Annotated in this window: 21 protein-coding genes; 11 read left to right on the top strand and 10 right to left on the bottom strand. The window is 69.4% G+C overall.

Features of this window, described 5'->3' with window-relative positions:
* Nucleotides 1-7: 7 nt before the first annotated feature.
* The 5 genes from ACX114_RS26945 to ACX114_RS26925 form a co-directional block, all read right to left on the bottom strand.
* Nucleotides 8-1084 carry an imelysin family protein gene (locus tag ACX114_RS26945; RefSeq protein WP_459289108.1) on the bottom strand — a complete coding sequence of 359 codons (1077 nt, stop codon included), beginning with the start codon at nt 1082-1084 and terminating at the stop codon, nt 8-10.
* Between the two features lie 59 nt (nt 1085-1143).
* Nucleotides 1144-2493: a hypothetical protein gene (locus tag ACX114_RS26940; RefSeq protein WP_459289106.1), complete on the bottom strand. Its 1350-nt coding sequence runs from the start codon at nt 2491-2493 to the stop codon at nt 1144-1146.
* 119 nt (nt 2494-2612) lie between these two features.
* Nucleotides 2613-3593, bottom strand: a complete 981-nt coding sequence (locus ACX114_RS26935) for a DUF3108 domain-containing protein (protein ID WP_459289104.1) — start codon at nt 3591-3593, stop codon at nt 2613-2615.
* A 25-nt stretch (nt 3594-3618) separates the two neighbouring features.
* Complete coding sequence (locus ACX114_RS26930; protein WP_459289102.1) at nt 3619-5304, bottom strand: DUF4091 domain-containing protein; 1686 nt, start codon at nt 5302-5304, stop codon at nt 3619-3621.
* A gap of 37 nt (nt 5305-5341) precedes the next feature.
* The gene (locus ACX114_RS26925; RefSeq protein ID WP_459289100.1) at nt 5342-6148 is read right to left on the bottom strand and encodes a DUF3108 domain-containing protein; all 807 of its coding nucleotides are present in this window, start codon (nt 6146-6148) and stop codon (nt 5342-5344) included.
* A gap of 293 nt (nt 6149-6441) precedes the next feature.
* On the opposite strand from ACX114_RS26925, the gene ACX114_RS26920 reads away from it, so the two are divergent.
* The gene (locus ACX114_RS26920; protein ID WP_459289098.1) at nt 6442-6660 is read left to right on the top strand and encodes a hypothetical protein; all 219 of its coding nucleotides are present in this window, start codon (nt 6442-6444) and stop codon (nt 6658-6660) included.
* A gap of 7 nt (nt 6661-6667) precedes the next feature.
* On the opposite strand, the gene ACX114_RS26915 is transcribed toward ACX114_RS26920, so the two are convergent.
* Entirely contained in the window at nt 6668-7336 is a 669-nt protein-coding gene (locus tag ACX114_RS26915) for a YggS family pyridoxal phosphate-dependent enzyme (protein WP_459289096.1), read from the bottom strand.
* Nucleotides 7333-7926: a Maf family protein gene (locus ACX114_RS26910; RefSeq protein ID WP_459289094.1), complete on the bottom strand. Its 594-nt coding sequence runs from the start codon at nt 7924-7926 to the stop codon at nt 7333-7335. The genes ACX114_RS26915 and ACX114_RS26910 overlap by 4 nt, the downstream gene beginning before the upstream one ends.
* 64 nt (nt 7927-7990) lie before the next feature.
* On the opposite strand from ACX114_RS26910, the gene ACX114_RS26905 reads away from it, so the two are divergent.
* A complete protein-coding gene (locus ACX114_RS26905) occupies nt 7991-9091 on the top strand; it encodes a GGDEF domain-containing protein (protein WP_459289093.1) in 1101 nt (366 codons plus the stop codon).
* Here the strand turns inward: ACX114_RS26905 and ACX114_RS26900 are convergent, their stop codons facing one another.
* Entirely contained in the window at nt 9092-10669 is a 1578-nt protein-coding gene (locus tag ACX114_RS26900; protein WP_459289091.1) for a peptidylprolyl isomerase, read from the bottom strand.
* Nucleotides 10670-10899: 230 nt separating this feature from the next.
* Between ACX114_RS26900 and mreC the strand changes: the two genes are divergently transcribed.
* The 5 genes from mreC to ACX114_RS26875 are packed head-to-tail and all read left to right on the top strand — an operon-like array spanning nt 10900 to nt 16112.
* Nucleotides 10900-11766: a rod shape-determining protein MreC gene (mreC, locus tag ACX114_RS26895; protein ID WP_459289089.1), complete on the top strand. Its 867-nt coding sequence runs from the start codon at nt 10900-10902 to the stop codon at nt 11764-11766.
* Nucleotides 11763-12263, top strand: coding sequence for a hypothetical protein (locus ACX114_RS26890; RefSeq protein WP_459289087.1), 501 nt, complete (start codon nt 11763-11765; stop codon nt 12261-12263). The genes mreC and ACX114_RS26890 overlap by 4 nt, the downstream gene beginning before the upstream one ends.
* Nucleotides 12260-14317 (top strand): penicillin-binding protein 2, encoded by a 2058-nt coding sequence (mrdA, locus tag ACX114_RS26885; protein WP_459289086.1) that lies wholly within the window; start codon nt 12260-12262, stop codon nt 14315-14317. The genes ACX114_RS26890 and mrdA overlap by 4 nt, the downstream gene beginning before the upstream one ends.
* A gap of 7 nt (nt 14318-14324) precedes the next feature.
* A complete protein-coding gene (gene rodA, locus ACX114_RS26880; protein ID WP_459300297.1) occupies nt 14325-15452 on the top strand; it encodes a rod shape-determining protein RodA in 1128 nt (375 codons plus the stop codon).
* Between the two features lie 18 nt (nt 15453-15470).
* Nucleotides 15471-16112, top strand: coding sequence for a PilZ domain-containing protein (locus ACX114_RS26875; protein WP_459289084.1), 642 nt, complete (start codon nt 15471-15473; stop codon nt 16110-16112).
* Between the two features lie 16 nt (nt 16113-16128).
* Here the strand turns inward: ACX114_RS26875 and ACX114_RS26870 are convergent, their stop codons facing one another.
* Entirely contained in the window at nt 16129-16470 is a 342-nt protein-coding gene (locus ACX114_RS26870; RefSeq protein WP_120566465.1) for a hypothetical protein, read from the bottom strand.
* Nucleotides 16471-16908: 438 nt separating this feature from the next.
* Nucleotides 16909-17235, bottom strand: a complete 327-nt coding sequence (trxA, locus tag ACX114_RS26865) for a thioredoxin (protein ID WP_206792337.1) — start codon at nt 17233-17235, stop codon at nt 16909-16911.
* Between the two features lie 174 nt (nt 17236-17409).
* Here trxA and ACX114_RS26860 point away from each other — a divergent pair, with 174 nt between their 5' ends.
* The 4 genes from ACX114_RS26860 to hemC are packed head-to-tail and all read left to right on the top strand — an operon-like array spanning nt 17410 to nt 20921.
* A complete protein-coding gene (locus ACX114_RS26860; RefSeq protein WP_014398182.1) occupies nt 17410-17772 on the top strand; it encodes a hypothetical protein in 363 nt (120 codons plus the stop codon).
* Between the two features lie 55 nt (nt 17773-17827).
* Nucleotides 17828-18640 carry a cytochrome C assembly family protein gene (locus tag ACX114_RS26855; RefSeq protein WP_459289081.1) on the top strand — a complete coding sequence of 271 codons (813 nt, stop codon included), beginning with the start codon at nt 17828-17830 and terminating at the stop codon, nt 18638-18640.
* Nucleotides 18641-18642: 2 nt separating this feature from the next.
* Nucleotides 18643-19983: a glutamyl-tRNA reductase gene (gene hemA, locus ACX114_RS26850; protein WP_459289079.1), complete on the top strand. Its 1341-nt coding sequence runs from the start codon at nt 18643-18645 to the stop codon at nt 19981-19983.
* Nucleotides 19980-20921, top strand: a complete 942-nt coding sequence (gene hemC, locus ACX114_RS26845; protein WP_459289077.1) for a hydroxymethylbilane synthase — start codon at nt 19980-19982, stop codon at nt 20919-20921. The genes hemA and hemC overlap by 4 nt, the downstream gene beginning before the upstream one ends.
* Nucleotides 20922-20923: the final 2 nt, after the last annotated feature.

Raw genomic sequence — 20923 nt, 5'->3', positions numbered from 1 at the left:
GCCCACATCAGGGAAGGACGACAGCCTTCACGTCCACCTGGAAGGTGTCGTGCAGCTTGCGGATGGCGGCCTGCGCACCCTCGATTTCATCCGCGGAGGCCGGGTCCTTGATGGACAGCGGGAACGGCTCCGGCACCTTGCCCAGCGCCGCGATGGCCGCCGCGAGCTCCGCCTTCACGCGCGTGTCCAGCGCCGCGTCGCGCTCCTTCACCACGTCCGACATGGACAGGGCCTTCTGCGCGGCCTCCGGGCGGTGGCCCAGGTAGACGTTCTCCACGCTGCGCATGTTGTTGGTGAAGTCAGACAGCGAGTTGAGCGCGAACTGGCTCTCCACCAGGTTCGCGTCCTTCGCGTCGTACGGGTCGGCGATCTTCCCGTTGGCCACCTCGTCCAGGATGGTCAGGATGCCGCCCAGCATCTCCTGCGCGCCCGCCTCCACCGTGGGGTACGCCGTGTTGCCGGACTCGCCCGCCTTCGCCAGCGTGTCGCGGTACGGCGCCTGACCGTTCACGCCCGTCGTCCACGAGGCCGCCAGGTTGCCGGACACCGTCTTCAGCTCCGCCGTCAGCGCGAGCAGGTACTCGAACTGGCGCGCGTTGAAGTCCTCCGGCTTCTTCACCTGGCCCTCGCCGAAGAGCAGGTACTCCGTCGTGTGGTAGCCCTTCTGCGTCTCCTGAAGGTTGCTCACGTACTGCTGCGACAGCGTGTCGTTGTTGCCGAGCACCGCGTCCAGGTCCGTGCGGTTCACTGGCCAGCTGTCCATCGCCGGATCCCACCCGTTGCTGTCCACCGGCCCGAACAGGAAGGCCTCGCTCTGCTCCCACGGCACGCGCGCGGCGAACCACGCGTCCTGCGCCGCCTTCAACGTCGTCGCGCTGGGTGCGTTCTTCAGCGCCTGCGCCGCCGCGTCCAGCTCAATCATGCGCGTGGCGAGCAGGTTGTACGTGGGCACCACCACGTTGTCCGCGAAGTTCACGACGAGCTCTTGATCCAACGACTCCAGATTCGTGTCGTCGTCATCGCCACAGGCGGCCATCAGGAGCGCGCCGCCCACCAGCAGGGAGAGTTTCAGGGAACGAGACATGGGGTGTACCTTCAATGCCTTTCTTTGCGACAGCGTTCGGGACAGCCGGGGGGGATGAATCAGTAGACAAAGCCCGTCGACATCCGGAGCGCGTTCTCCGGACGGAAGGCGGAGCTGCCCATGCGCCGCTGGCTGAAATCGACCTTCAGCACGGCGAGCCCCGCGAGCGTGTAGTTGGTGCCCACCGTGTAGACGGTGCGCTCGAAGCGGGGGTTGTCGAACAGCTCGGGGCGGGGCTTGAACTGCGAATCCATGTAGTCGAAGCGGACGTACGGCTCCAACCGGTGGTTGCCGTCCAGCCCCAGCCAGGGCGCGATGTCGTAGCCCAGCTCGCCCCACGCGGAGAGGGCGTTGTCGGACACCGGCGTGCGCAGCACGTTGAGCAGGTTGGACAGACGCGCATTGCGCGCGGACACCGCCGCGGCGTTGCCCAGGTGGCCGAACATCACCATCGCGTGCGCGCGCCACCGGTCGCGGTTCACCGACAGGTGCGCGTCCGCGACGAACAGGGGCGCGCTCACGTAGCCGCACGGCGCCACCACGTTGGGGTTCGCGTCGTCACACTGCTTCACCAGGTCCGGCTTGGGCCGGTTGCGCGTGGTGCCGCCGTAGTACGCGGACACGCCGAAGTTGAAGCCGTCGAAGCGCCGCACGTCCGCGCGCAGCACCGCCGCCAGGTCCGACGCGCGCACCAATTCGAAGCGCTGCTGCAGGCCCGTGGCCACCCACGTGTTCGAATTGAAGCCCGTGGAGTCCAGCCCGTTCACCACCTGCCCGGTGAGCCGCACGCCCCAGGGGATGTCCCAGCGCAACTGCATCCCCATGTCGTTCCACGTGTTGGGGATGATGCGCGTCTCCGCCTCGGAGCGGATGGTGCCCAGATAGGACGTGGGCAGGTAGTCGGAGAAGAGCGTGCCCACCGCGACGTAGAAGCGGCCCACGGACAGCTCCACGTTCCGGCCCAGCTTCTTCGTCAGGTACAGCTCCTCGACGAGCGCCTCACCGGCCTTCTCCACGTCGGTGTCGAACTCGCCGAACTCCTCGTACTCCAGCTCCAGCGCCGCGCCCGCGCCGCCGTGCTCGAACTCCACCTCGAACTCGGCCTCGAGCCCGTACTCCGGCAGCCCCGCCTCCAGCTCCAGCACCAGGCGCGTCGTGTCGAACACGAGCCGCGAGTCCTTCTGCGAGCCGTTCGCCCGGTTCTGGTTCTCGCCGTAGTTGAAGTACGCGAACTGGAGGTCCGCGTACGCGTTCACGCTCACGTCCAGCTTCGGCTTGCTGCCGACGGTCAGGACGCGGTCCTTCTCGTCCTCACCGATGCGGCCCTCGTCGGCGCGGACCGCGGAGGGAATCAGGAACAGGGGGGCACACAGCAGACTCAGGAGCGGATTCAGGAGATGGGGGCGCATCGAGCGGCGCGCACCCTACGCTCGGATTTTTGACTTTGCAAATCAGTCTCAATTCGAGGGCAATGAAAAGCCCGCGCTCCCGGTGGGAGGCGGGCCTGGGGCGGGGGCTCAACCCCGCGTCACCACTTGAGATCTTCCTTGCCCTGCGCCTCCATGGGTTTTTCACCGGGGCGCTTCACGCCGGACAGCGTCAGCCGCACCGCGCCCAGGTCGATGGCGCCCACGGCGGCCAGCGGGAGGCGGCGGTCGTCGTCGGTGATCCAGACGTGCACGTCGCGCGTCTGCGACGGCCGGTCCAGGCGCACGGCGGTGCCGGCCAGGTGCCAGGCGTCGAACTCGCCCAGGGGCAGCGACACGTGCTCGCGCTCCACCACGGTGGCCGTCATGCGCCACATGCGGCGGATGCCGTACACGTCGAAGCACACCGGCAGATCCTTCTTCAGGGGCAGTTGGCGGATGAGGTAGATGGCGCCCGCGACGTCCAGGCCGTCCTTGTCGTAGGCGTAGTCGAAGTGGCCCTTGGGGCGGTCCCCGATCTGGTAGTCCACCTTGACGCTCTTGTCCTGCGCGCCGAAGTCCACGTTCACCTTGCGGCGCTGCTCGTTCTCCACGGCCTCCTCGGTGTAGCGCGAGGGGCGCAGCGTCTTGGGGTGCAGGTAGCTGGTCGCGCTGCCGCGCACCCGGCGCACCTTGGAGAACAGCGTGTTCGTCTGCGCCTCCACCAGCACCGGCAGCGAGCCGTTGGCGGGGCGCTGCACGCGCATGGTGAGCTTGCCCGCCTTGGCGCCCATGGCGTCCATGTCGAACTCGAGCAACTCCCCCGGCTTGAAGGCCAGCGGCGAGCGCAGCACGGGCAGGCCCTGCTCGCACGGCTTCACCGCGACGACGGGCTCGTCGGGGGCCGCGGTGGAGGACGCGTCGCCGGTGTTCTCCGCGTTCGCCGCAGGCTTCGCCGGGTCGCCGGGCTCCGTCACCGTCGGGAGCCTGGACGGGCTCAGGATGTTGATGGGGCGGGGCTGGGCCTCCTGGGCCTGTCCCGGGATGGCGCCAAGGGCGCTGAAGGCGAGGCAGGCCACGACGAGGGTGCGCATGGGTTTCATTCTGCTTCCTCCCAGGGGGGAGTGACTACGGGGTTCCCCCGGAAGTCCGACGTCCGGAGCGCTTCGCTTGTTCAGCCGATTGACGCTTCACGATGCGCTCGGTCACTTCCTTGCGCACCGCTTCCCATTCCGCCGGGTCCCGGGAGATTTCGTACCCGGACTTCGCCAGCCGCTTCGCCGCCGTCTTCGCGAAGGCACCGTCGCCCAGCGAGGTGAGCAGGCGCAGGTATTCGTAGTCCTCCAGGCCGTCACGGATGTGTTTCAGCCGCAGGGACACCACGGGTTGGTGCTCGGTGCCCCCCAGCTTCGCGGGCGTGCCCGGGTAGAAGAGGGTGCCGTCGCCGTTGCCGCCGAACTCGAAGAGGTCCGACCAGACATCCTTCTTCGTGTTGTAGGCGAAGACGGTGTCGAAATAGAGCTCGCCGTCCACGCCGCTGTCGAAGGCCAGCGGGCCCATGGCGCGGTTGAGCGGGGCGGGGTGGTCCACCATGTACGACGCCCAGTCGCTGTACGCCTTGTCCAGCGACTTGTCCTCGGGCGGGCCGCCCGTGCAGCCGTGGGACATACAGCTCTGGTACCACCACACCTTCGCGCGCGAGCTCAGCTTCGTGCGAGCGGCCTGGGCGTTGACCACGTTGTGGCACGTCTGCGGACCCTCGCGCGGGTAGAAGCAGTTGATGATGGGCGTGAGGATGTCCACCGAGCCCTGGAGCGCCGGGTTCAGCGCGGTGGTGACGAGCACCGGGATGTCCGCCCCCGCGTCGCGCACGCGCTTGGACTGCGCCTTCACCAGCGGGAAGTCCGCGGGCTTGGGTTCGTCCTTGGCGTAGAAGAAGAGCTGCGCCTTCCAGCCCTTGTCCGCGAAGTGTTTCTGGAACGCGCGGTAGTACGCGGACTTCTCCGCGTCCGTGGAGGCCTTGCGGTTGTCACGCACGTCCACGGTGGTGAAGCGCGCGCCGGAGGGCAGCACGCTCCCGTCCAGGAAGGGCGCCATCTCCGCGTCGTACGCGGTCCAGTCCAGCACCGCGCGGCCGTCCTGGAACTTCACCGGCGGCGGGTCCATGCCCATGCCGTGCGCGCTCACGCGGTGCTCCAGCAGCGTCTTGCCGTACTCGCGCAGCAGCGCCTTCGCCTGCGGGGACTCCGCCGGGATGCCGTGCCCCTTCGCGATGCTGTACAGCGAGATGCCGAAGCTGTTGGGCAGGGACGACGTCGCGGGGATTTCGAACGGCTGCACCTCCACGCTGAAGGGAACGGCCGGTAGCTCCTTGCCATCCACCGCCGCGCTCAGGCTCCCCGTATAGGTGCCCGGGGCCTGCTTCGCAGGGACGCAGACCTCCGCGTAGACGACCGTCGGATGTCTGGGATTGGCGGGCGCGGACAGGGGCACCAGCGCGTCGGGCCACAAGCCCGTCTTGCCCTCGCCGTTGGAGGGCGTCTTCACGTCGAGGTAGGCCTCGCGCCACGCGTCCACGGTGAGCGGCGCGCCCGGCCCCGTGAGGGCCAGGGGCTTCATCGTCACGCGCGTCACGCCCTGGGGGAGCACCAGCTGCGTGCCCTCGCATTCACCCCGGGCCGCGCTGAGGCGGGCCTCCTTCGCGCCCTTCGGCGTCGCGTCCGGCCGCGCCTTCACCAGCGGCGACACGACCTGCACGCCGCCCGGCGCGGCGGAAAGCGCCGCCGCCACTGCCCATGCCCAACCCACGCCCATGCCCCCTGCCTTCCCCTGGTTGGCGGACGACGCTTCTTCAGTCGCCCGAGTTGTCCGCCCGGGCCACCGTCACCACGCGGCCCGGCTTGTAGTCCGTCAGCTCCGCCACGACGGTGCCCAGCGCGAAGTCCGCTTCGATTCGCACCGGCACCTGATGCGCATCCGCGCTGAGGTACGCCACCATGTCGCGCTTGGATTCCAGCTTGCCGCCGAAGTCGGTGTGCACGCGCACGCGCCAGGCGTCCCGAGCCCCCGCGGGCGTCGTCACCGTCTCGCGGCCCTCCACCGTGGCGCTCATGGTGAACTGCTTGCTGCCGGTGAACACCGGGTAGGAGTAGGAGCGGCCCACCACCAGCTCCTGGCCGCGCAGCGCGAACGTCGCGCCCGCCACGTCCATGGTGCCCTCGGGCAGCGTGTGCTCGGACTCGCGCGGCGGGTCGCTCTCCTTCTGCTTGATGACCTTCGCGCCCGCTCCGTCCGCCGACAACTGGATGCGCTGGCGGCGGCGCTTGCGGTTCTCCTCCGAGTGCAGGTCGCTCCCCGTCACCCGTTGCGTGCCCGCGTCCCAGTACGACACGAAGCGGCTCTTGATGGGGTAGACGCCCACCAGGTCATCCGACTTCGCCGTGGACACGATGGGCCACACGCTCTGGCCCCACTGCGTCATGGGCGCGCCCACCGTCACCGTCGCCGTGCCGGCCGTCAGCCCCAGGTAGCGCACCCGGTACTGGGCCTGCTCACCCGGGCCGAACGCCGAACCGGTGGGCTCCTGGGCATGCGCCAGCGTGGACCCCATGAGTCCCACCACCGCCGCCGTGAACCCCCACCTGGACAGACCGCGCATCGGGTGTGCTCCCTTGCTTGCAAGTTAGGTGGCCGGCCCGCCCAAGCCAACCGTGCCGCTCAACCGCCCCCGCCACCGGACATTTCCAGGACGGACGGCCGTGGGACAGCATTCAAAGCCGTCCGGCCGCCCTCCGGACGCGCCTGCGAAAGACTGGCAGGGGACGGAAATGACGGCCCGCAGGGGTACACGCCCGCAAGGCCCGCTGACAAATGGCGGACAGTCCGGCACGCCCGCCTGGATGCCCGGCAGGGCACCCCGGGACGCCCGGCCCGGTGCTAGCGTCAGGGGCCATGGCCAACGACTTCCAGTTCGACGACGACGACTTCGCCAAGGACTCGGGCGCCGGCGGCAGCCGCGTGTTGAAGGAGTTCGACTGTCCCGGCTGCAACGCCAACAACCCCGTGGACGAGACGTTCACCGACGGGGACGAGGTGCGCTGCAACTACTGCGGCTGCGAGTACAAGGCGCTCATCAACCAGGAGGGGAAAGTCCGCTTCCGGGAGCTGTGAGCGGGCTTCAGGCGCGCTCGCCGAAGATGGCGGTGCCCACGCGAACGACGGTGGCGCCTTCCATGATGGCCTGCTCGAAGTCGTGCGTGGTGCCCATGGAGAGGGCCGTCAGCGCATGCGAGCGCGCCAGCTCGCGCAGCCGGGCGAAGCCCTCGCGCATCCGCGCCACGTCGTCCGTGGGCGGCGGCAGCGCCATCAGCCCCACCACCTGGAGGTTCGGCAGCTCGCGCACCTGGGCGAGGAAGTCCCCCAAGGCTTCGGGGGTGAGCCCGTGCTTGGTGTCCTCGCCGCCCAGGTTCAGCTCCACGTAGCAGGGCAGGGAAGGGGTGCCCTCGCGACGCTTGGACAACTCGCGGGCGACGTCCAGCCGCTCCAGCGCGTGGAAGGCGTGCGCGACGCGGGCCACGTACTTCACCTTGTTCGTCTGCAGCGAGCCGATGGCGTGCCAGCGCAGGCCGTCCAGGTCCTTGAGCTCCTCGGCCTTGTCCCGCAGCTCCTGGGCGTAGTTCTCCCCGAAGTCGCGCTGCCCCGCGGCATACGCCTCGCGGATGAGCGCCGCGGGCTTGAGCTTGGACACGGCCACCAGCGTCACCGACGACTCCGGCCGCCCCGCGCTCGCGCAGGCCTTCGCCACGCGCTCGCGCACCCGCGCCAGGTTGTCCGCCACGCTGCTCATCGCTGAGTCTCCGTCCAGGGCAGCGGCATGCCCACGCTCTTCAGTAACGCCAGCGTCTCGCCCAGGGGCAGGCCCACGACGTTGGAGTGGCTGCCCTCGATGCCCTGCACCAGGAAGCCGCCCTTGCCCTGGATGGCGTACGCGCCCGCCTTGTCCAGGGGCTCGCCGGTGTCCGCGTACCAGGCAATCTCATCTGGCGAGAGGCTGCGAAAGGTCACCTGCGTGCGCACCACCTGAGAAGCCTGGGCGCGGCCCGCCACCGCGATGCCGGTGAAGACCTCATGGACCCGGCCGGACAGGCGGCCGATCATCCGCCGCGCCTCCTCGGCGTCCCGGGGTTTGCCGAGCAGCTCCGACCCCAGGGCCACGGTGGTGTCCGCGGCCAGCACCCATGCGTCCGGGTGTCGGGTGGCGACCGTGCGGGCCTTCTCCACGGCCAGCCGGAGCACGTAGTCCGACGCAATTTCTCCGGCCATCGGCGTTTCATCGATATCCGCCGCCGCCACGGTGAAGCGAAGGCCCAACTGGGCCAATAAATCCTTGCGCCGGGGCGATGCGGAGGCGAGAACGAAGCGAGCGGTTGGATCCATGGGCGGGTGCGGGATGTTTCGCGCTCGCGGGCCTTAGCAGACTTGCGCTCCAGAGGGCACCTCGATGAACCCCGCGGACCTCCTGTCGGCCATGAAGCGGACAGTGGAGCAACTGGCCGCCTACAACGAGATGGCCAAGGCGCTGACCTCCACGCTGGAGCTGCGCGAAGTGCTCGCGCTGGTGATGCAGAAGGTCAGCGCGCTGCTCAAGCCGCGCAACTGGTCGCTCATCCTCCAGGACGAGCGCAGCGGAAAGCTCTACTTCGAAATCGCGGTAGGGGAGGGCGCCGAGGCGCTCAAGGGCCTCCAGCTCAACCCCGGTGAAGGCATCGCCGGGGCGGTGTTCTCCTCCGGCGTCGCGCGGCTCGTTCACGACGTGGCCGGCGACTCCAGCTTCGCGCCCCGCTTCGACGAAGCCTCCGCCTTCCACACCCGCTCGCTGCTCGCCGTGCCCCTGGTGGCGCGCGAGCGCGTGCTGGGCGTCATCGAGCTGGTCAACGGCCCCACCGAGCCCGGCTTCACGCATGACGACCTCACCGCCCTGTCCGCCATCGCGGACTACGCGGCCATCGCCATCGAGAACGCGCGCAACTTCCGCCGCGTCCAGGAGCTCACCATCACGGATGAGCACACCGGCTGCTTCAACGCGCGGCACCTGCGCGCGCAGCTGGAGCAGGAGGTGAAGCGCTCGGCGCGCTTCCGCCACCCGCTGTCGCTCGTGTTCCTGGACCTGGACCACTTCAAGTCCATCAACGACCGGCACGGGCACCTGGTGGGCAGCGCCACGCTCAAGGAGGTGGGGGACCTGCTCATCAGCCTGGGCCGCCACAACCTGGACGCCGTCTTCCGCTACGGCGGCGACGAGTTCGCGGTGATGTTGATTGAGACGGACAAGGCCGGGGCCCAGGTCATCGCCCAGCGCATCTGCGAGGCGTTCCGCGGCCAGCGCTTCCTGCGCGAGCAGGGGCTGGACGTGGCGCTCACCGCGAGCGTCGGGGTGGCCTCCTTCCCGGAGCACGCCACCACTTCCACGGACCTCATCCGCGCGGCGGACTTCGCCATGTACGCGGCCAAGGGCCGGGGCCGGGACGGCATCGCCGTCGCCGAGGCCCCTTCGGGAGAGGGGACCCCCATGGAGGTCCCCTACGCCCGCTCCGGCGGGTGACTACCCCGCGGAGCCCAGCACCGAGTCGATGGCCTCGGTGTTGGTGACGACGTTGCCGCTCTTCTTCAGCGACTTGAGGAAGGACTCCGTCAGCTCGATCTGCTTGGCCTGACGGGCCTGGGTGCGCAGCTCCTCCTTGCGCTTGTCGAAGCCCGCGGTGTCCGGCTTCTCGCGCTCCACCACCTGCGCGACGATGTACGCCTCGCCCACGGTGAAGACCTCGCCCAGCACCACCGGGCCGTTGGCCTCGAAGGTGGCCTTCACCAGGGCCGGCGCCGGACCCAGGTGCGGCACGGAGTCACCCTGCGCGGTGAAGCTGTCCGTCTCCACGGCCTCCGGCTTCGTCTCCGCCTCGAAGCGCAGCAGCGCGGGCTGCTGGCCGGCGGGGACCGGGAACTGCTCCTTCAGGGACTTGCCGGCCTTCGCCGCGGCCAGGGCCTTCTCGGCCTCCGCCTTCGCCAGCCCCTTGGCCTCTTCCTGCTTGAAGAGCGTGGTGGCGATCTCGCCCTTCACGTCCTCCAGCTTCCTGGCCTGGGCCTCCTTCTTCTCCTCCACCTTCACCAGGTGCACGCCCAGCGCGGACTCCACCGGCTGCGTGACTTCCCCGGCCTTCAGCGCGAACGCCGCGTCGGCCAGCGCCGGGTCCCACGTGGTGCGCTCCACCCAGCCCAGCTCGCCGCCCTTCGCCTTGGTGGCGTCATCGTCGCTGCTCGCCCTGGCCAGCGTGGCGAAGTCCTTGCCGCCGTCCAGCTCCTTGCGCAGGCCCTCCGCCTTCGCCTTCGCCTGGGCCTTCTGCTCGGGCGTGGCGTCCGGGGCCACCTTCACGAGGATCTGACGGGCGCGGATCCGCTCCGGCACGTTGTAGACGAAGCTGTTCGCCGCGTAATAGTCGGCAATCTCCTTCTCGTGCGTCTTCTGGAACTCCGCGAGCTTCGCGGGCGTGGGCGCGGGGACCTTGTCCGCGAACATCGTGGGCAGGAAGCGGGCGAACACCAGCTTCGCCTGGTTGCCTTCCTTCTCGTAGCGGGCGCGGACCTCGTCGTCCGACACCACGGCACCCGTGCGCACCACGTCCAGCATCTTCTGGGCGGCCATCTGGCGGCGCAGCTCCTGCTCGTACTCCTGCGGCGTGCGGCGGTAGAAGTCGCGCAGCACCTGCTGGTAGCGGGCGAAGTCGAACGCGCCTTCCTTGGTGTGGAAGTCGGTGTTCTCGTGGATGAGCTTGCGCAGCTCCTCATCCGACGGGGTGATGCCGTGGCGCTCCGCCGACTGGGCGAGCAGCTCCGCGTTCACCAGCCGGTCGAGCACCTGCTTGTCCAGGCCGAACTGGCGGGCCACCGACTCCGGGATGGGGTTGCCCTGCGAGCGCAGGAAGTTCATCTGCCGCGACCAGGCCATGCTGAAGTCGCGCACAGGAATCTCCTTCCCGTTCACCGTGGCCACCGCGCCGGCGGTGGGCGCCTGGCTGCCCGTGTCCGCGAACCCGTTGCTGCCAGGGCCGAACTGGAGCGTGAACACCACGGCGATGCCGATGATGAACAGGAGGGAGAAGACCTTCCGGGGATTCAAACCGTCCATTGTCGTCACTTCACGGTCGGAAGCGCCCGCGAATCACCTTGCGGAAGGTCTCGCGGCGCCGTGTTGTTGGTAGCCCGGCCGGTGGGGATGCATGAGTGTCAACACCCCCTCATCCGGGCCTTGACTGCCTAGGACAACAGACCGGAAAATGCAAGCGATTCAGCCAGCTTAGCCCGACCCTCTCCCCCTTCCATCCGCGTCCTTCGCCCACCCCGGGAAAGCCCCCGTCCGTGTTGTCTCTTCTCAAGCGGTACCGCCGCTTCCTCCTCGTAGCCGCCCTCCTCTTGTACCCGCTCGGCGCCTTCCTGCTGGGCGGGCGGCGGGGCCGCGACCCGAACTTCGTCGACCGGGGCGTCATCGCGCTCACAGCCCCCGTGCAGCAGGGGCTCACCGCCGGCATCGACGGCGCCGTGGCCGCGGTGCGCAACTACCTGGATCTGCGTGGCGTCCGTCAGGACAATGACGCGTTGCGACTGGAGAACCTCCAGCTGCGGGCGACGGTGCAGGCCCTGGGCGAGGCCCGTTCGGAGAACGGGCGGCTGCGCAAGCTGCTGGCGTACGCGGAGGCCGCGCCCGGGCCGGAGATTCCGGCGCGGGTGGTGGGCGTCAATCCGGTGGCGAAGCTCCTGTCGGTGCGGATCAGCAGCGGGGAGAAGGACGGCGTGTTCCGCGGCATGTCGGTGGTGACGCCGGACGGCATCGTCGGGCAGGTCATCCGGTCCACGGGCGGCTACGCGGACGTGGCGCTGGTGACGGATCCGCAGAGCCGGGTGGCGGTGCGGGTGCAGCGCTCCAGGGCGCGCGGCACGGCGGCGGGCGCGGGCAACGGCCCCCTGACGCTGGAGAACATGCTGCGCACGGAAGATGTGGAGAACGGCGACCTCATCATCACCTCCGGCACGGACGGCATCTATCCTCCGGGGCTGGTGGTGGGGCGGGTGACGCAGCTGGAGAAGAAGGAGCACGGCATGTTCCAGGGCGCGGACATCACGCCCGCGGTGGACACCAGCCGGCTGGAGGAGGTCCTGGTGGTGGGCAGTCCGTACAGTGAAATGGCCGCCACCGGCGGGGCCTCCACGGAGGGCGCGCAGAAATGAAGTTCCTGGTGACCGTCATCCTGGCGCTGGTGCTGCTCACGCTGGAGTCGGTGTTCGTCCAGCAGGCGGGGCTGGTGCTGGGCCGCGTGGACGTCACGGTGGTGCTGGTGGCCTTCCTCGCGCTCCGGGCGAGCCTCACGGAAGGGGCGTGCTCCGCCTTCGCGGTGGGCTACCTGCTGGACCTGATGAGCGGCCAGCCCACGGGCCTGTTCACGTTCCTCGCGGTGTTCACCTTCCTGGTGGGCCGGCTGGTGGCGTCGTTCGTGGACGTGCGTGGCCCGGTGGCCTTCGCGCTGTTCGCCATGGGCGCGGACCTGGGGCACGGCCTCCTGTCCACGTTCTTCACCTGGCTCACGGTGAAGGACGGCTCCACGGCGCCGCTGCTCTCCGGCATGCCGGTGCAGCTGGCGCTCACGGGCGTGGCGGCCCTGTTGCTCTTCCCGTTGTTCAAGCGGTTTGAGGTGGCGCAGGAGCGCCCGGCGGGGTTGCTCCGTTGACGCCTCCCACCATTGGCAACACCACGCCGGGCCGGGACCTGAAGCGCCGCTTCCTGTGGCTGGGCCTGGCCATGTCGCTGGGCCTGGTGGCGCTGGCCATCCAGCTGTACCGGCTCCAGCTCATCCGTCATGAGGAGTACGCCGCCAAGAGCGTGGCGAACTTCGTGAAGGAGGTGCGCCTGCGCGCCGACCGCGGCGTCATCAAGGACGCGCGCGGCACCATCCTGGTGGACAGCCGTCCGTCGTTCGACGCCTTCGTCACGCCGGCCTTCTGCACGGACTGCTTCGAGCAGGTGATTCCGCGCCTGGGCGAGCTGCTCCAGTGGGACCCCGAGCAGCGCAAGAAGATTGAAGACCTGGTCCGCGCGAGCCGCCGCAACGCGCCCTTCCAGCCAGTGCCGGTGCGCGTGGACCTGACGCGCGACGAGTACGACCGGCTCAACGCCCGGCGAGACATCCTGGACGGCGTGGAGGTGGTGCCCGTGCCGCACCGCAACTACCGCGCGGACACGGTGCTGTCGCACGTGCTGGGCTACATGAATGAAATCACCCAGGAGGAGCTGGAGCGCCTCAACGGGGACGGCGCGAAGTACGCGCTGGGCGACTACATCGGCCGGCGCGGCCTGGAGCGCTACTTCGAGTCCAAGCTGCGCGGACAGGACGGCGTGCGCAAGGAAGTGGTGAACGCGCGCGGCCAGACGATTGAAGAGCTCAACGACAAGCTGGGGGAGAACGCGGTCGTTCCTCCCACGGCCGGCAGCAACGTGGTGCTCTCCATCGACATGCGCCTGCAGGAGGAGGCCGAGCGCGCGTTCCCGGGCGTGACGGGCGCGGTGGTGGCCATCGACGTGAACACCGGCTTCATCAAGGCGCTGGTGTCCCGCCCCGGCTTCGACCCCAACCTCCTGACGGGCCGCGTGACGCCGACGCAGATGGCCACGCTGGCGCGCGATCCGCTCCACCCGATGATCAACCGCGTGGCCGCGGAGCACTACAGCCCGGGCTCCACGTTCAAGGTCGTGACGCAGCTGGCGGCCTTCAAGTCCGGCGCGTTCCGTCCGGAGACGGTGGTGCACTGCTCCGGCGGCTACCGGCTGGGCGCGCGCGTGTGGCGCTGCCACAAGGACAGCGGCCACGGGCCCCTGGACGGCCGGGGCGCCATGAAGGCGTCGTGCGACGCGTGGTTCTACAAGGTGGCGGACACCATCGGCCTGGACCCCATCGCGGAGATGGGCAAGTCGCTGGGCCTGGGCCGCCCCACCGGCATCGGCGTGGTGGCGGAGGTGCCGGGCATCATGCCGTCCAGCGCGTACCACGACAAAGCCTCGCCGGGCGGCTACACCAAGGGCATGGCGCTCAACAGCGCAATCGGGCAGGGCGACGACAACGTGACGCCCCTGCAATTGGCCCTCGTGTACGCGGCCGTGGCCAACGGCGGGAAGCTCTACAAGCCGCAGATGGTGCAGCGGCTGGAGAACCTGGACGGGCAGGTGATGGAGGAGTTCAAGCCGGAGGTGGTGTCGAAGGTGGACATCAACCCCGCGCACCTGAAGGCCATTGTCGAAGGCCTGGAGGCCGTGGCGCAGGAGCCCGGCGGCACCGCGTACCGCGCGAAGCTCAAGTCGGGCCTGCCCGCGGACTTCCTGGTGGCGGCCAAGACGGGCACCGCGCAGGTGGCGCGCATCGGCACGGTGCGTCTGAAGACGCACCAGATGAGCTACTTCGAGCGCGACCACGCGTGGTTCGCCGGCTTCGCGCCCGCGGACAAGCCGGAGCTGGCCGTGGTGGTGCTCAACGAGCACGGCGGCCACGGCGGCGTGGACGCGGCGCCCACGGCGCTGGCCGTGATGAAGAAGTACTTCGAATTGAAGGCGCAGGACGCCACGTCACCGCCGCCCCGCGCCAACCAGCCCTACACGCCGTCCTTGCCGCCGGCGCCCAGCCTGGATGAAGCGTCGCTCACGCGCGTGGTGCCCCCGCCGAAGGTGAACCTGCCGGGAGAGCCCATCCAGCCGCCCTCGGAAACCGGAGACGACAGTGCAACTGCGGATTGAGCGCCGGATGATGCCCCACGTGCCGTGGGGGCTCATCGTGTGCGTGCTGGGCGTGTGCGCGCTGGGCATCTGGAACCTGGCGTCCGCGTCCCGGCCCCCCATGGCGCCGGTGTGGACCAGCCAGGCGCTCTACCTGGGCGTGGGCCTGGGCGCGGTGCTGATGGTGTGCCTGGTGGACTACCGCTGGATCCAGCGGATGGCCTTCCCCATCTACGTGATCAACATCCTGGCGCTGCTGGCGTTGCGGCTGGTGGGGCACACCGCGAAGGGCGCGGAGAGCTGGTTCGTCATTGGCCCGTTCCGCCTGCAGCCCGCCGAGTTCATGAAGATTGGCGTCGTGCTGATGCTGGCCAAGGTCTACCACGACGACTTCCAGCCCAATCAGCCGTCCTACGGGCTCGTCCGGCTGTGGAAGCCGGTGCTGGTGGTGATGGTGCCCTTCACGCTGGTGCTGGTGCAGCCGGACCTGGGCACGGCGCTGATGATCTTCCTGTCCTCCGGCACCGTCATCCTCTTCGGCAAGGTGCGCTGGTACCTGGCCGCCACCATCGTGGCGGGCCTGCTGGTGGGCGGCCTCATCATCTGGAACGACTACGTCCGGGAGATGCCCGAGCCGCGCACCACCGTCGTGCGCCACCACCTGAAGAAACACCAGAGCCAGCGCATCTCCGGATGGTTGGACCCGGAGGCGGACCTGCGCGGCAGCGGGTATCACGCCGCGCAATCCAAGATTGCCGTGGGCTCCGGCGGCCTCACCGGCAAGGGCTGGCGTGAGGGAACCCAGACAGGTCTGCGCTTCCTGCCGGAACAGCACACGGATTTCATCTTCTCCGTGTGGGCCGAGGAGCACGGCTTCTTCTCCTGTCTCCTGTTGCTCGTGCTCTACGGCGGCATCTTCATTCTCGGGCTGGGCGTGGGATTCAGCGCACGAGACCGTTTTGGAGCGTTCGTTGCGGTGGGGGTGGTGGCCACACTTTTCTGGCAGGTGTTCGAAAACATCGGCATGGTCATTGGCCTGTTGCCGGTGACGGGCATCACGCTGCCCCTCATGAGCTACGGCGGCTCCTCGATGCTGTCGGTGATGTTGTGCATCGGGCTGCTGGTGAACATCAGCATGCGCCGTCACATGTTCTGACGGCCGCGGAGGCTTCCGATGGTGGTGCAGAGGAAGGGTGTGACGACGGCGAAGGCCGGCACGGCGGTCCGCGGGCCGGAGGAAGCGCAGGCACCCCGGCCGTTCGTTCCGCCGGTGGGGACGTCCCGCAACGTGCCCGTTCCCGGCGCGGCGCCCCGCATCGAGATGAACCAGGGGGAGCCGGAGCACCGGCACTTCCCGCGCGCGCAGCTGGCCACGCACTTCGACCTCTGGGTGGAGGACGAGGCGGGCGGGCGGCGCTTCTCCGCGGGGCTCACGTCCGTGAACGTGAGCGTCAGCGGCGCCTTCCTCGCGAGCACCTTCTTCCTGCCCATGGGCACGGTGGTGCGCGCGCGCTTCGCGCTGGAGGAGGGGGCCGCCCCCGTGGAGGCTCGCGCGGAGATTGTCCGGGAGGAGCGGGGCCCGGAGGACCAGGGCCGCAGCGGGTTCGCCCTGCGCTTCCTGGACTTCTCAGGTCAGACGGAGGTGGCGCTCGCCCGGCTCTTCCTGGGCATGCGCCTGAGGGCCTTCACCGAGGACTATCTCAAGTCCCAGCGCGCCCGCTCCCTGCCCAATGAGCTGGAGCGGGTCATCGACGTGATGGCGGCCTGGGAGCTGCTCAAGGCCACCACGCCCGGAGACCCCTGGCGCGGCGAGTAGGGCCCCGGACGGGACATCAGGCCGGCTTGCCGGTGGCAATCTGCCTGCGGCGCTCGGCCTGGTAGTGCGCGGAACACAGACCCTTGGAGCGCTGCTCGCGGGTGCAACCGCTCACCGTGCAGCGGCGGTCCATGGGCACCGGCCCGCCCGCCACCGTCTTGGGGGGACGGCCGCGACGGCGACCCGCCATCACCGCGCCATTGCCCGGCGACGCCGCGACGGCGCCCATGCCCGGCATTCCCGTGTTCAGCGCGCGCAGCATGCCGCGGCCGATGGCATCACCCAGGGCCTCCGCCCACGACGTCAGGGCAGGGGTCAGCGGTGCTTGCGAGGTCAATTCTTTGCGAAGGCGTGCCATGAAAACTCCTGTAGAAACTCGCCAATCAAGACAGGCGTGTACTCGCGACTTGTGTCTGTTGTGGCGAACTCTGTCAACAAGACATGTTGGGGTCGTGTTTGACTCGTAATGTAATTTCAATGTCTGTTGAACAAAACATGACGGGAGGATCGTCCAGTCGTGCCGGGAGGGCGTTTGTCTCAAGAGCAGAGAAATGTCTGCGTCAGGGGGCGGGCTGCACCCGGTACGTGAAAGCCCTTACCGTTGCGGTGAGTTGTCTTTCTACAGACATATCGAACCGCCAGCCCTGTCACGCCCGGGTGTCTGGTTGGGAGCCCATAAGCAACGTCCCCTCTCACCGGGCGCGAACCCTGGCGTGAAGGCCAGAGGGCGCGGGGGTGGGAGGGGACGATAAGGAGACGGCCGTCAATGCCGGCCCGTCGCCGGGAACACTCGGGCTCAGAGATTCTTCCGGACCACGTCCTCGATGCGCGACTTCGGCACCGCGCCGACAATCTGGTCCACGACCTTGCCGCCCTTGAAGAGCAGCAGGGTGGGGATGGAGCGGATGCCATACTTCTGGGGCGTGTCCTGGTTCGCGTCGATGTCCATCTTCGCGAACTTCACCTGGCCCTTGTACTGGCCGGACAGCGCCTCGACGGAGGGCGCGATGGCGCGGCAGGGCGCGCACCAGGTGGCCCAGAAGTCCACGAGCACGGGTTGTTGCGAGTCCAGGACCTGCGTCTGGAAGTCCGAGTCTCCGATGTTGATCACGTCGCCAGCCATGTCGTCACCTCATGTCGACTGCTTGAGTAGGATACGTCCTGAGCTTCGCGCCCGGCGTTGCCTGGGGGGGCGGGAAGGCCGGGCGGCTTCCGGTGGAACGGATGCCGCATCTGGCCGGAGGTTGCACCCCATTTCCAGGCCCGCCGGGAATGAGGGTGGTGTAGTCTGCGGAGCGTGACGAAGCTCTTCCTGTCCCAGGCCCAGCTCGAGGAGTGGGCGCTGGAGGACAAAGCAGACCTGCGCGAGGGCCGCCTGGTGGTCGCCGCCGAGGGTGGGAGCGCCTGGCCGCTCACGCCCGCCGTCCATGTGGTGCAGCTGGTGTCCGGGGAGGACACGCACCAGCTGGTCTCCCGGGTGAAGACCGAGGAGCAGCTTGGCCGGCTGGGGGCTGAGCAGATGGCCGACTCCATCCTGGTCGGGGACTCCGCGTACGAAGTGGTTCCGGGTTATGTGGCGGAGGTGGGGGCACCCGCTCCCGAGCGCAAGCCCAATTCGGAGACCGACCTGCTGGCGGCCTTCATTCTCAATAAAATGTAAAATGGGCTGAGGCAGGACTGAATGCCTCCTCGGCCGGGGTTATGAGCCTGCCGCCATGAGCCATACGCTCGTCTCGCTCGCCTGCCACGCCTACGGCCTGGCCGCGCTCGTCTACCTCGCCTTCCTGGTCCGCCAGTCCCAGGTGCTCGCCGTCACCGGCCGGGTGCTGGTGGGGACCGGGCTGCTGATGCATTGCGTTGCGCTCATCGAGATGCTGAGCGCGCAGGGAGGCCGCCTGGTGGGGCCCGCGCAGGGCATGTCCACCTTCGCCTTCCTGCTGCTGGCGCTGTTCCTGGCGCTGGACGTGCGCTACCGCAAGCCCGTCATCGGCGCGTTCCTCACGCCGCTGGCGGTGGCGGTGCTGCTCATCGGCATGTTGCTGCACGGCGGGTCCACGCCGCTTCCGGACGCGGTACGCCAGCCGCTGTTGCCGGTCCATGTGACCATCGCGCTCCTGGGCATGACGGCCTTCGGCGTGGCGGCGGGAGTGGGCGTCATGTACCTGCTGATGGAGCGGGAGGTGAAGGCCAAGCACTTCGGGCTGCTCTTCTCCCGGCTGCCGTCCCTGGAGTTCCTGGACACGCTCAACCGGCGGCTCGTGGTGTGGGGTTTCATCGCGCTGTCGCTCACGCTGGCGACCGGCGCCCTGTTCACCACCACGCTGCGGGGGCTCAGCTGGGCGCTCGAGGCCAAGCACGTGGCCACGTTCGTCGCATGGGGCGTCTTCGCGGCGCTCGTCAACGCGCGCATCTTCGCCGGCTGGCGTGGCCGGCGGGTGGCGCTGCTCACCATGGCCGGCTTCTGCCTGGTGCTGGTCTCCTTCCTGTCGTCCTACGACCTGTCCGCCGCTGGCCCGGGGATGCCGTAGCCATGGAATTCATCTGTATCGGCGTGTCACACCGCACCGCGCCCCTGGGCGTCCGTGAGCGGCTGGCATTGCCTGAAGCACGGCAGACGGAAGTGTTGCAGCGCCTGGCGCAGGCGCCCGTGGAGGCGCTCTGGGTGTCCACGTGCAACCGCGTGGAGGTGTACCTGGCGGCCCCCAGCGCGGACCTGGCGCGGGAGCGCGCGCGGGAGACGCTGCACTCGCTGGGCGGCGCGGAGGCGCTGGAGCACCTGTACGAGCACCAGGGCGAGGCGGCGCTCGTGCACCTGTTCCGCGTGGCGTCCAGCCTGGACTCCATGGTGCTGGGCGAGGCTCAAATTCTCGGGCAGGTGAAGGACGCCTTCGAGCGCGGCCAGGGCGCGGGCGCGGTGCGCGGAGAGCTGACGCGCGCGTGCGCGGCGGCGTTCGGCTGCGCCAAGCGCGTGCGCACGGAGACGGCGGTGGGCCGCGCGGCGACGTCCATGGCGTCCGCGGCGGTGCAGCTGGCGAGCAAGGTGTTCGACGGGCTCAAGGACAAGACCGTGCTGGTGGTGGGCGCGGGAGAGATGGGTGAACTGGCGGCGCGGCACCTGAAGAACGCGGGCGCCGGGAAGCTCATCGTGACCAACCGCACGCTCGCCCGCGCGGAGGCGCTGGTGGCGGAGGTGGGCGGGGTGGCGAAGCCCTACGAGGAGCTCTTCACGCTGCTCGCGGGCGCGGACGTGGTGGTGACGAGCACCGCGTCGCCGGTGCCCATCTTCACGCGCGACAACGTGGGCGCGCTGGGCAAGGCGCGCAAGGGCCGGCCGCTGTTCATGGTGGACCTGGCGGTGCCGCGAGACATCGACCCGGCGGTGGGAACGCTGGACTGGGTGCACGCGTACGACGTGGACGACATCCAGAAGTTCGTCGCGGACAACACCGCCGCGCGCGCGGAAGAGGCGCACAAGGCGGGCGGGCTGGTGGCGCAGGAGGTGGCGCGCTTCGCCCGGGAGCGCGCGCTGCGCGACGGCATGCCGGTGCTGGCGCGCCTGCGTCAGCGCGCGGAGGCCATTGCCCGCGCGGAGGTGGAGCGCACGCTCTTGGGCCTGGGCGACGGGCTCACCGACAAGCAGAAGAAGAGCATCGAGGCCATGGGGCGAGCCATCGTGAACAAGCTGTTGCATGAGCCCACCGCGCGCCTGCGCGCCGTGGGGCCCCAGGGTGAGGGCAACCGGCTGGCGGGCGCCGCCGCGGAGCTGTTCGGGCTGACGGAGGCGGAGGCCGCCGCCATCGCTCCGGAGGAGAACGCCGCGCCCCCGCAGGAGGCGCGCAACACCGTGGTGGCCACCGGGAGCCGACGATGAAGACGGTGCGCATCGCGACGCGGGAGAGCCCGCTGGCGCTGTGGCAGGCGAATCACGTGGCCTCGCTCCTCAAGGAGCGCAACCCCGGCCTGGAGGTCACCCTGGTGAAGATGACCACCGAGGGCGACCGCTTCCTGTCCGCGCCGCTGTCCCAGGTGGGCGGCAAGGGCCTGTTCGTGAAGGAGATTGAACAGGCGCTGCTCGATGGCCGCGCGGACGTGGCGGTGCACAGCCTCAAGGACATGACGTCGGTGTTCCCGGAGGGGCTCATCCTGGCGGCGGTGCCGACGCGAGAGGATCCGCGCGACGCGTTCTGCAGCCCGGAGGGGCACACGCTGGCGATGCTGCCCGCGGGCGCGAAGGTGGGCACGTCATCGCTCAGGCGCAGCTGCATTCTTCGCGCGCGCCGGCCGGACCTGGAGATCGTCTCCTTGCGCGGCAACGTGCAGACGCGCCTGCAGAAGACGCGCGACCTTCAGCTCGCGGGCGCCATGCTCGCGGCGGCGGGGCTCAAGCGCCTGGGATTGGACCACCACATCACCCAGGTGGTGCCGGTGGCGGAGAGCCTGCCGGCGGTGGGGCAGGGCGTGCTGGCCATCCAGTGCCGCGAGGCGGACGCGGACGTGCGCGCGCTGCTTTCGCCCCTGGAGGACATGGCCACGCGCAACGCCGTGCGGGCCGAGCGCGCCTTCCTGGCGAAGCTGGAGGGCGGCTGCACCGTGCCCCTGGCCGGCCACGCCACGGTGGAGGACGGCCAGGTGTACCTGCGCGGCCTGGTGGGCCGGCCGGACGGTACGCGGGTGGTGCGGGGCGAGGTGAAGGGCCCCGTACCGGAAGCGGAGCGGCTGGGCGAGGCGCTCGCGGACGAGCTGCTGTCGCGCGGGGCGGGAGACATCCTGCGCGATTTCGCCCGCCGCGAAGGCGCGCCCCGCGCCTAGAG

The organism is Corallococcus sp. M7, from assembly GCF_054512695.1.
This window is presented reverse-complemented; position numbering and strand designations above follow the sequence as displayed.

Bases quoted from the DNA above. Each gene is read 5' to 3' on its own strand.
- ACX114_RS26945 (WP_459289108.1), bottom strand. From the start codon at position 1,084: ATGTCTCGTTCCCTGAAACTCTCCCTGCTGGTGGGCGGCGCGCTCCTG.
- ACX114_RS26940 (WP_459289106.1), bottom strand. From the start codon at position 2,493: ATGCGCCCCCATCTCCTGAATCCGCTCCTGAGTCTGCTGTGTGCCCCC.
- ACX114_RS26935 (WP_459289104.1), bottom strand. From the start codon at position 3,593: ATGAAACCCATGCGCACCCTCGTCGTGGCCTGCCTCGCCTTCAGCGCC.
- ACX114_RS26930 (WP_459289102.1), bottom strand. From the start codon at position 5,304: ATGGGCGTGGGTTGGGCATGGGCAGTGGCGGCGGCGCTTTCCGCCGCG.
- ACX114_RS26925 (WP_459289100.1), bottom strand. From the start codon at position 6,148: ATGCGCGGTCTGTCCAGGTGGGGGTTCACGGCGGCGGTGGTGGGACTC.
- ACX114_RS26920 (WP_459289098.1), top strand. From the start codon at position 6,442: ATGGCCAACGACTTCCAGTTCGACGACGACGACTTCGCCAAGGACTCG.
- ACX114_RS26915 (WP_459289096.1), bottom strand. From the start codon at position 7,336: ATGAGCAGCGTGGCGGACAACCTGGCGCGGGTGCGCGAGCGCGTGGCG.
- ACX114_RS26910 (WP_459289094.1), bottom strand. From the start codon at position 7,926: ATGGATCCAACCGCTCGCTTCGTTCTCGCCTCCGCATCGCCCCGGCGC.
- ACX114_RS26905 (WP_459289093.1), top strand. From the start codon at position 7,991: ATGAACCCCGCGGACCTCCTGTCGGCCATGAAGCGGACAGTGGAGCAA.
- ACX114_RS26900 (WP_459289091.1), bottom strand. From the start codon at position 10,669: ATGGACGGTTTGAATCCCCGGAAGGTCTTCTCCCTCCTGTTCATCATC.
- ACX114_RS26890 (WP_459289087.1), top strand. From the start codon at position 11,763: ATGAAGTTCCTGGTGACCGTCATCCTGGCGCTGGTGCTGCTCACGCTG.
- rodA (WP_459300297.1), top strand. From the start codon at position 14,325: ATGATGCCCCACGTGCCGTGGGGGCTCATCGTGTGCGTGCTGGGCGTG.
- ACX114_RS26875 (WP_459289084.1), top strand. From the start codon at position 15,471: ATGGTGGTGCAGAGGAAGGGTGTGACGACGGCGAAGGCCGGCACGGCG.
- ACX114_RS26870 (WP_120566465.1), bottom strand. From the start codon at position 16,470: ATGGCACGCCTTCGCAAAGAATTGACCTCGCAAGCACCGCTGACCCCT.
- trxA (WP_206792337.1), bottom strand. From the start codon at position 17,235: ATGGCTGGCGACGTGATCAACATCGGAGACTCGGACTTCCAGACGCAG.
- ACX114_RS26855 (WP_459289081.1), top strand. From the start codon at position 17,828: ATGAGCCATACGCTCGTCTCGCTCGCCTGCCACGCCTACGGCCTGGCC.
- hemA (WP_459289079.1), top strand. From the start codon at position 18,643: ATGGAATTCATCTGTATCGGCGTGTCACACCGCACCGCGCCCCTGGGC.
- hemC (WP_459289077.1), top strand. From the start codon at position 19,980: ATGAAGACGGTGCGCATCGCGACGCGGGAGAGCCCGCTGGCGCTGTGG.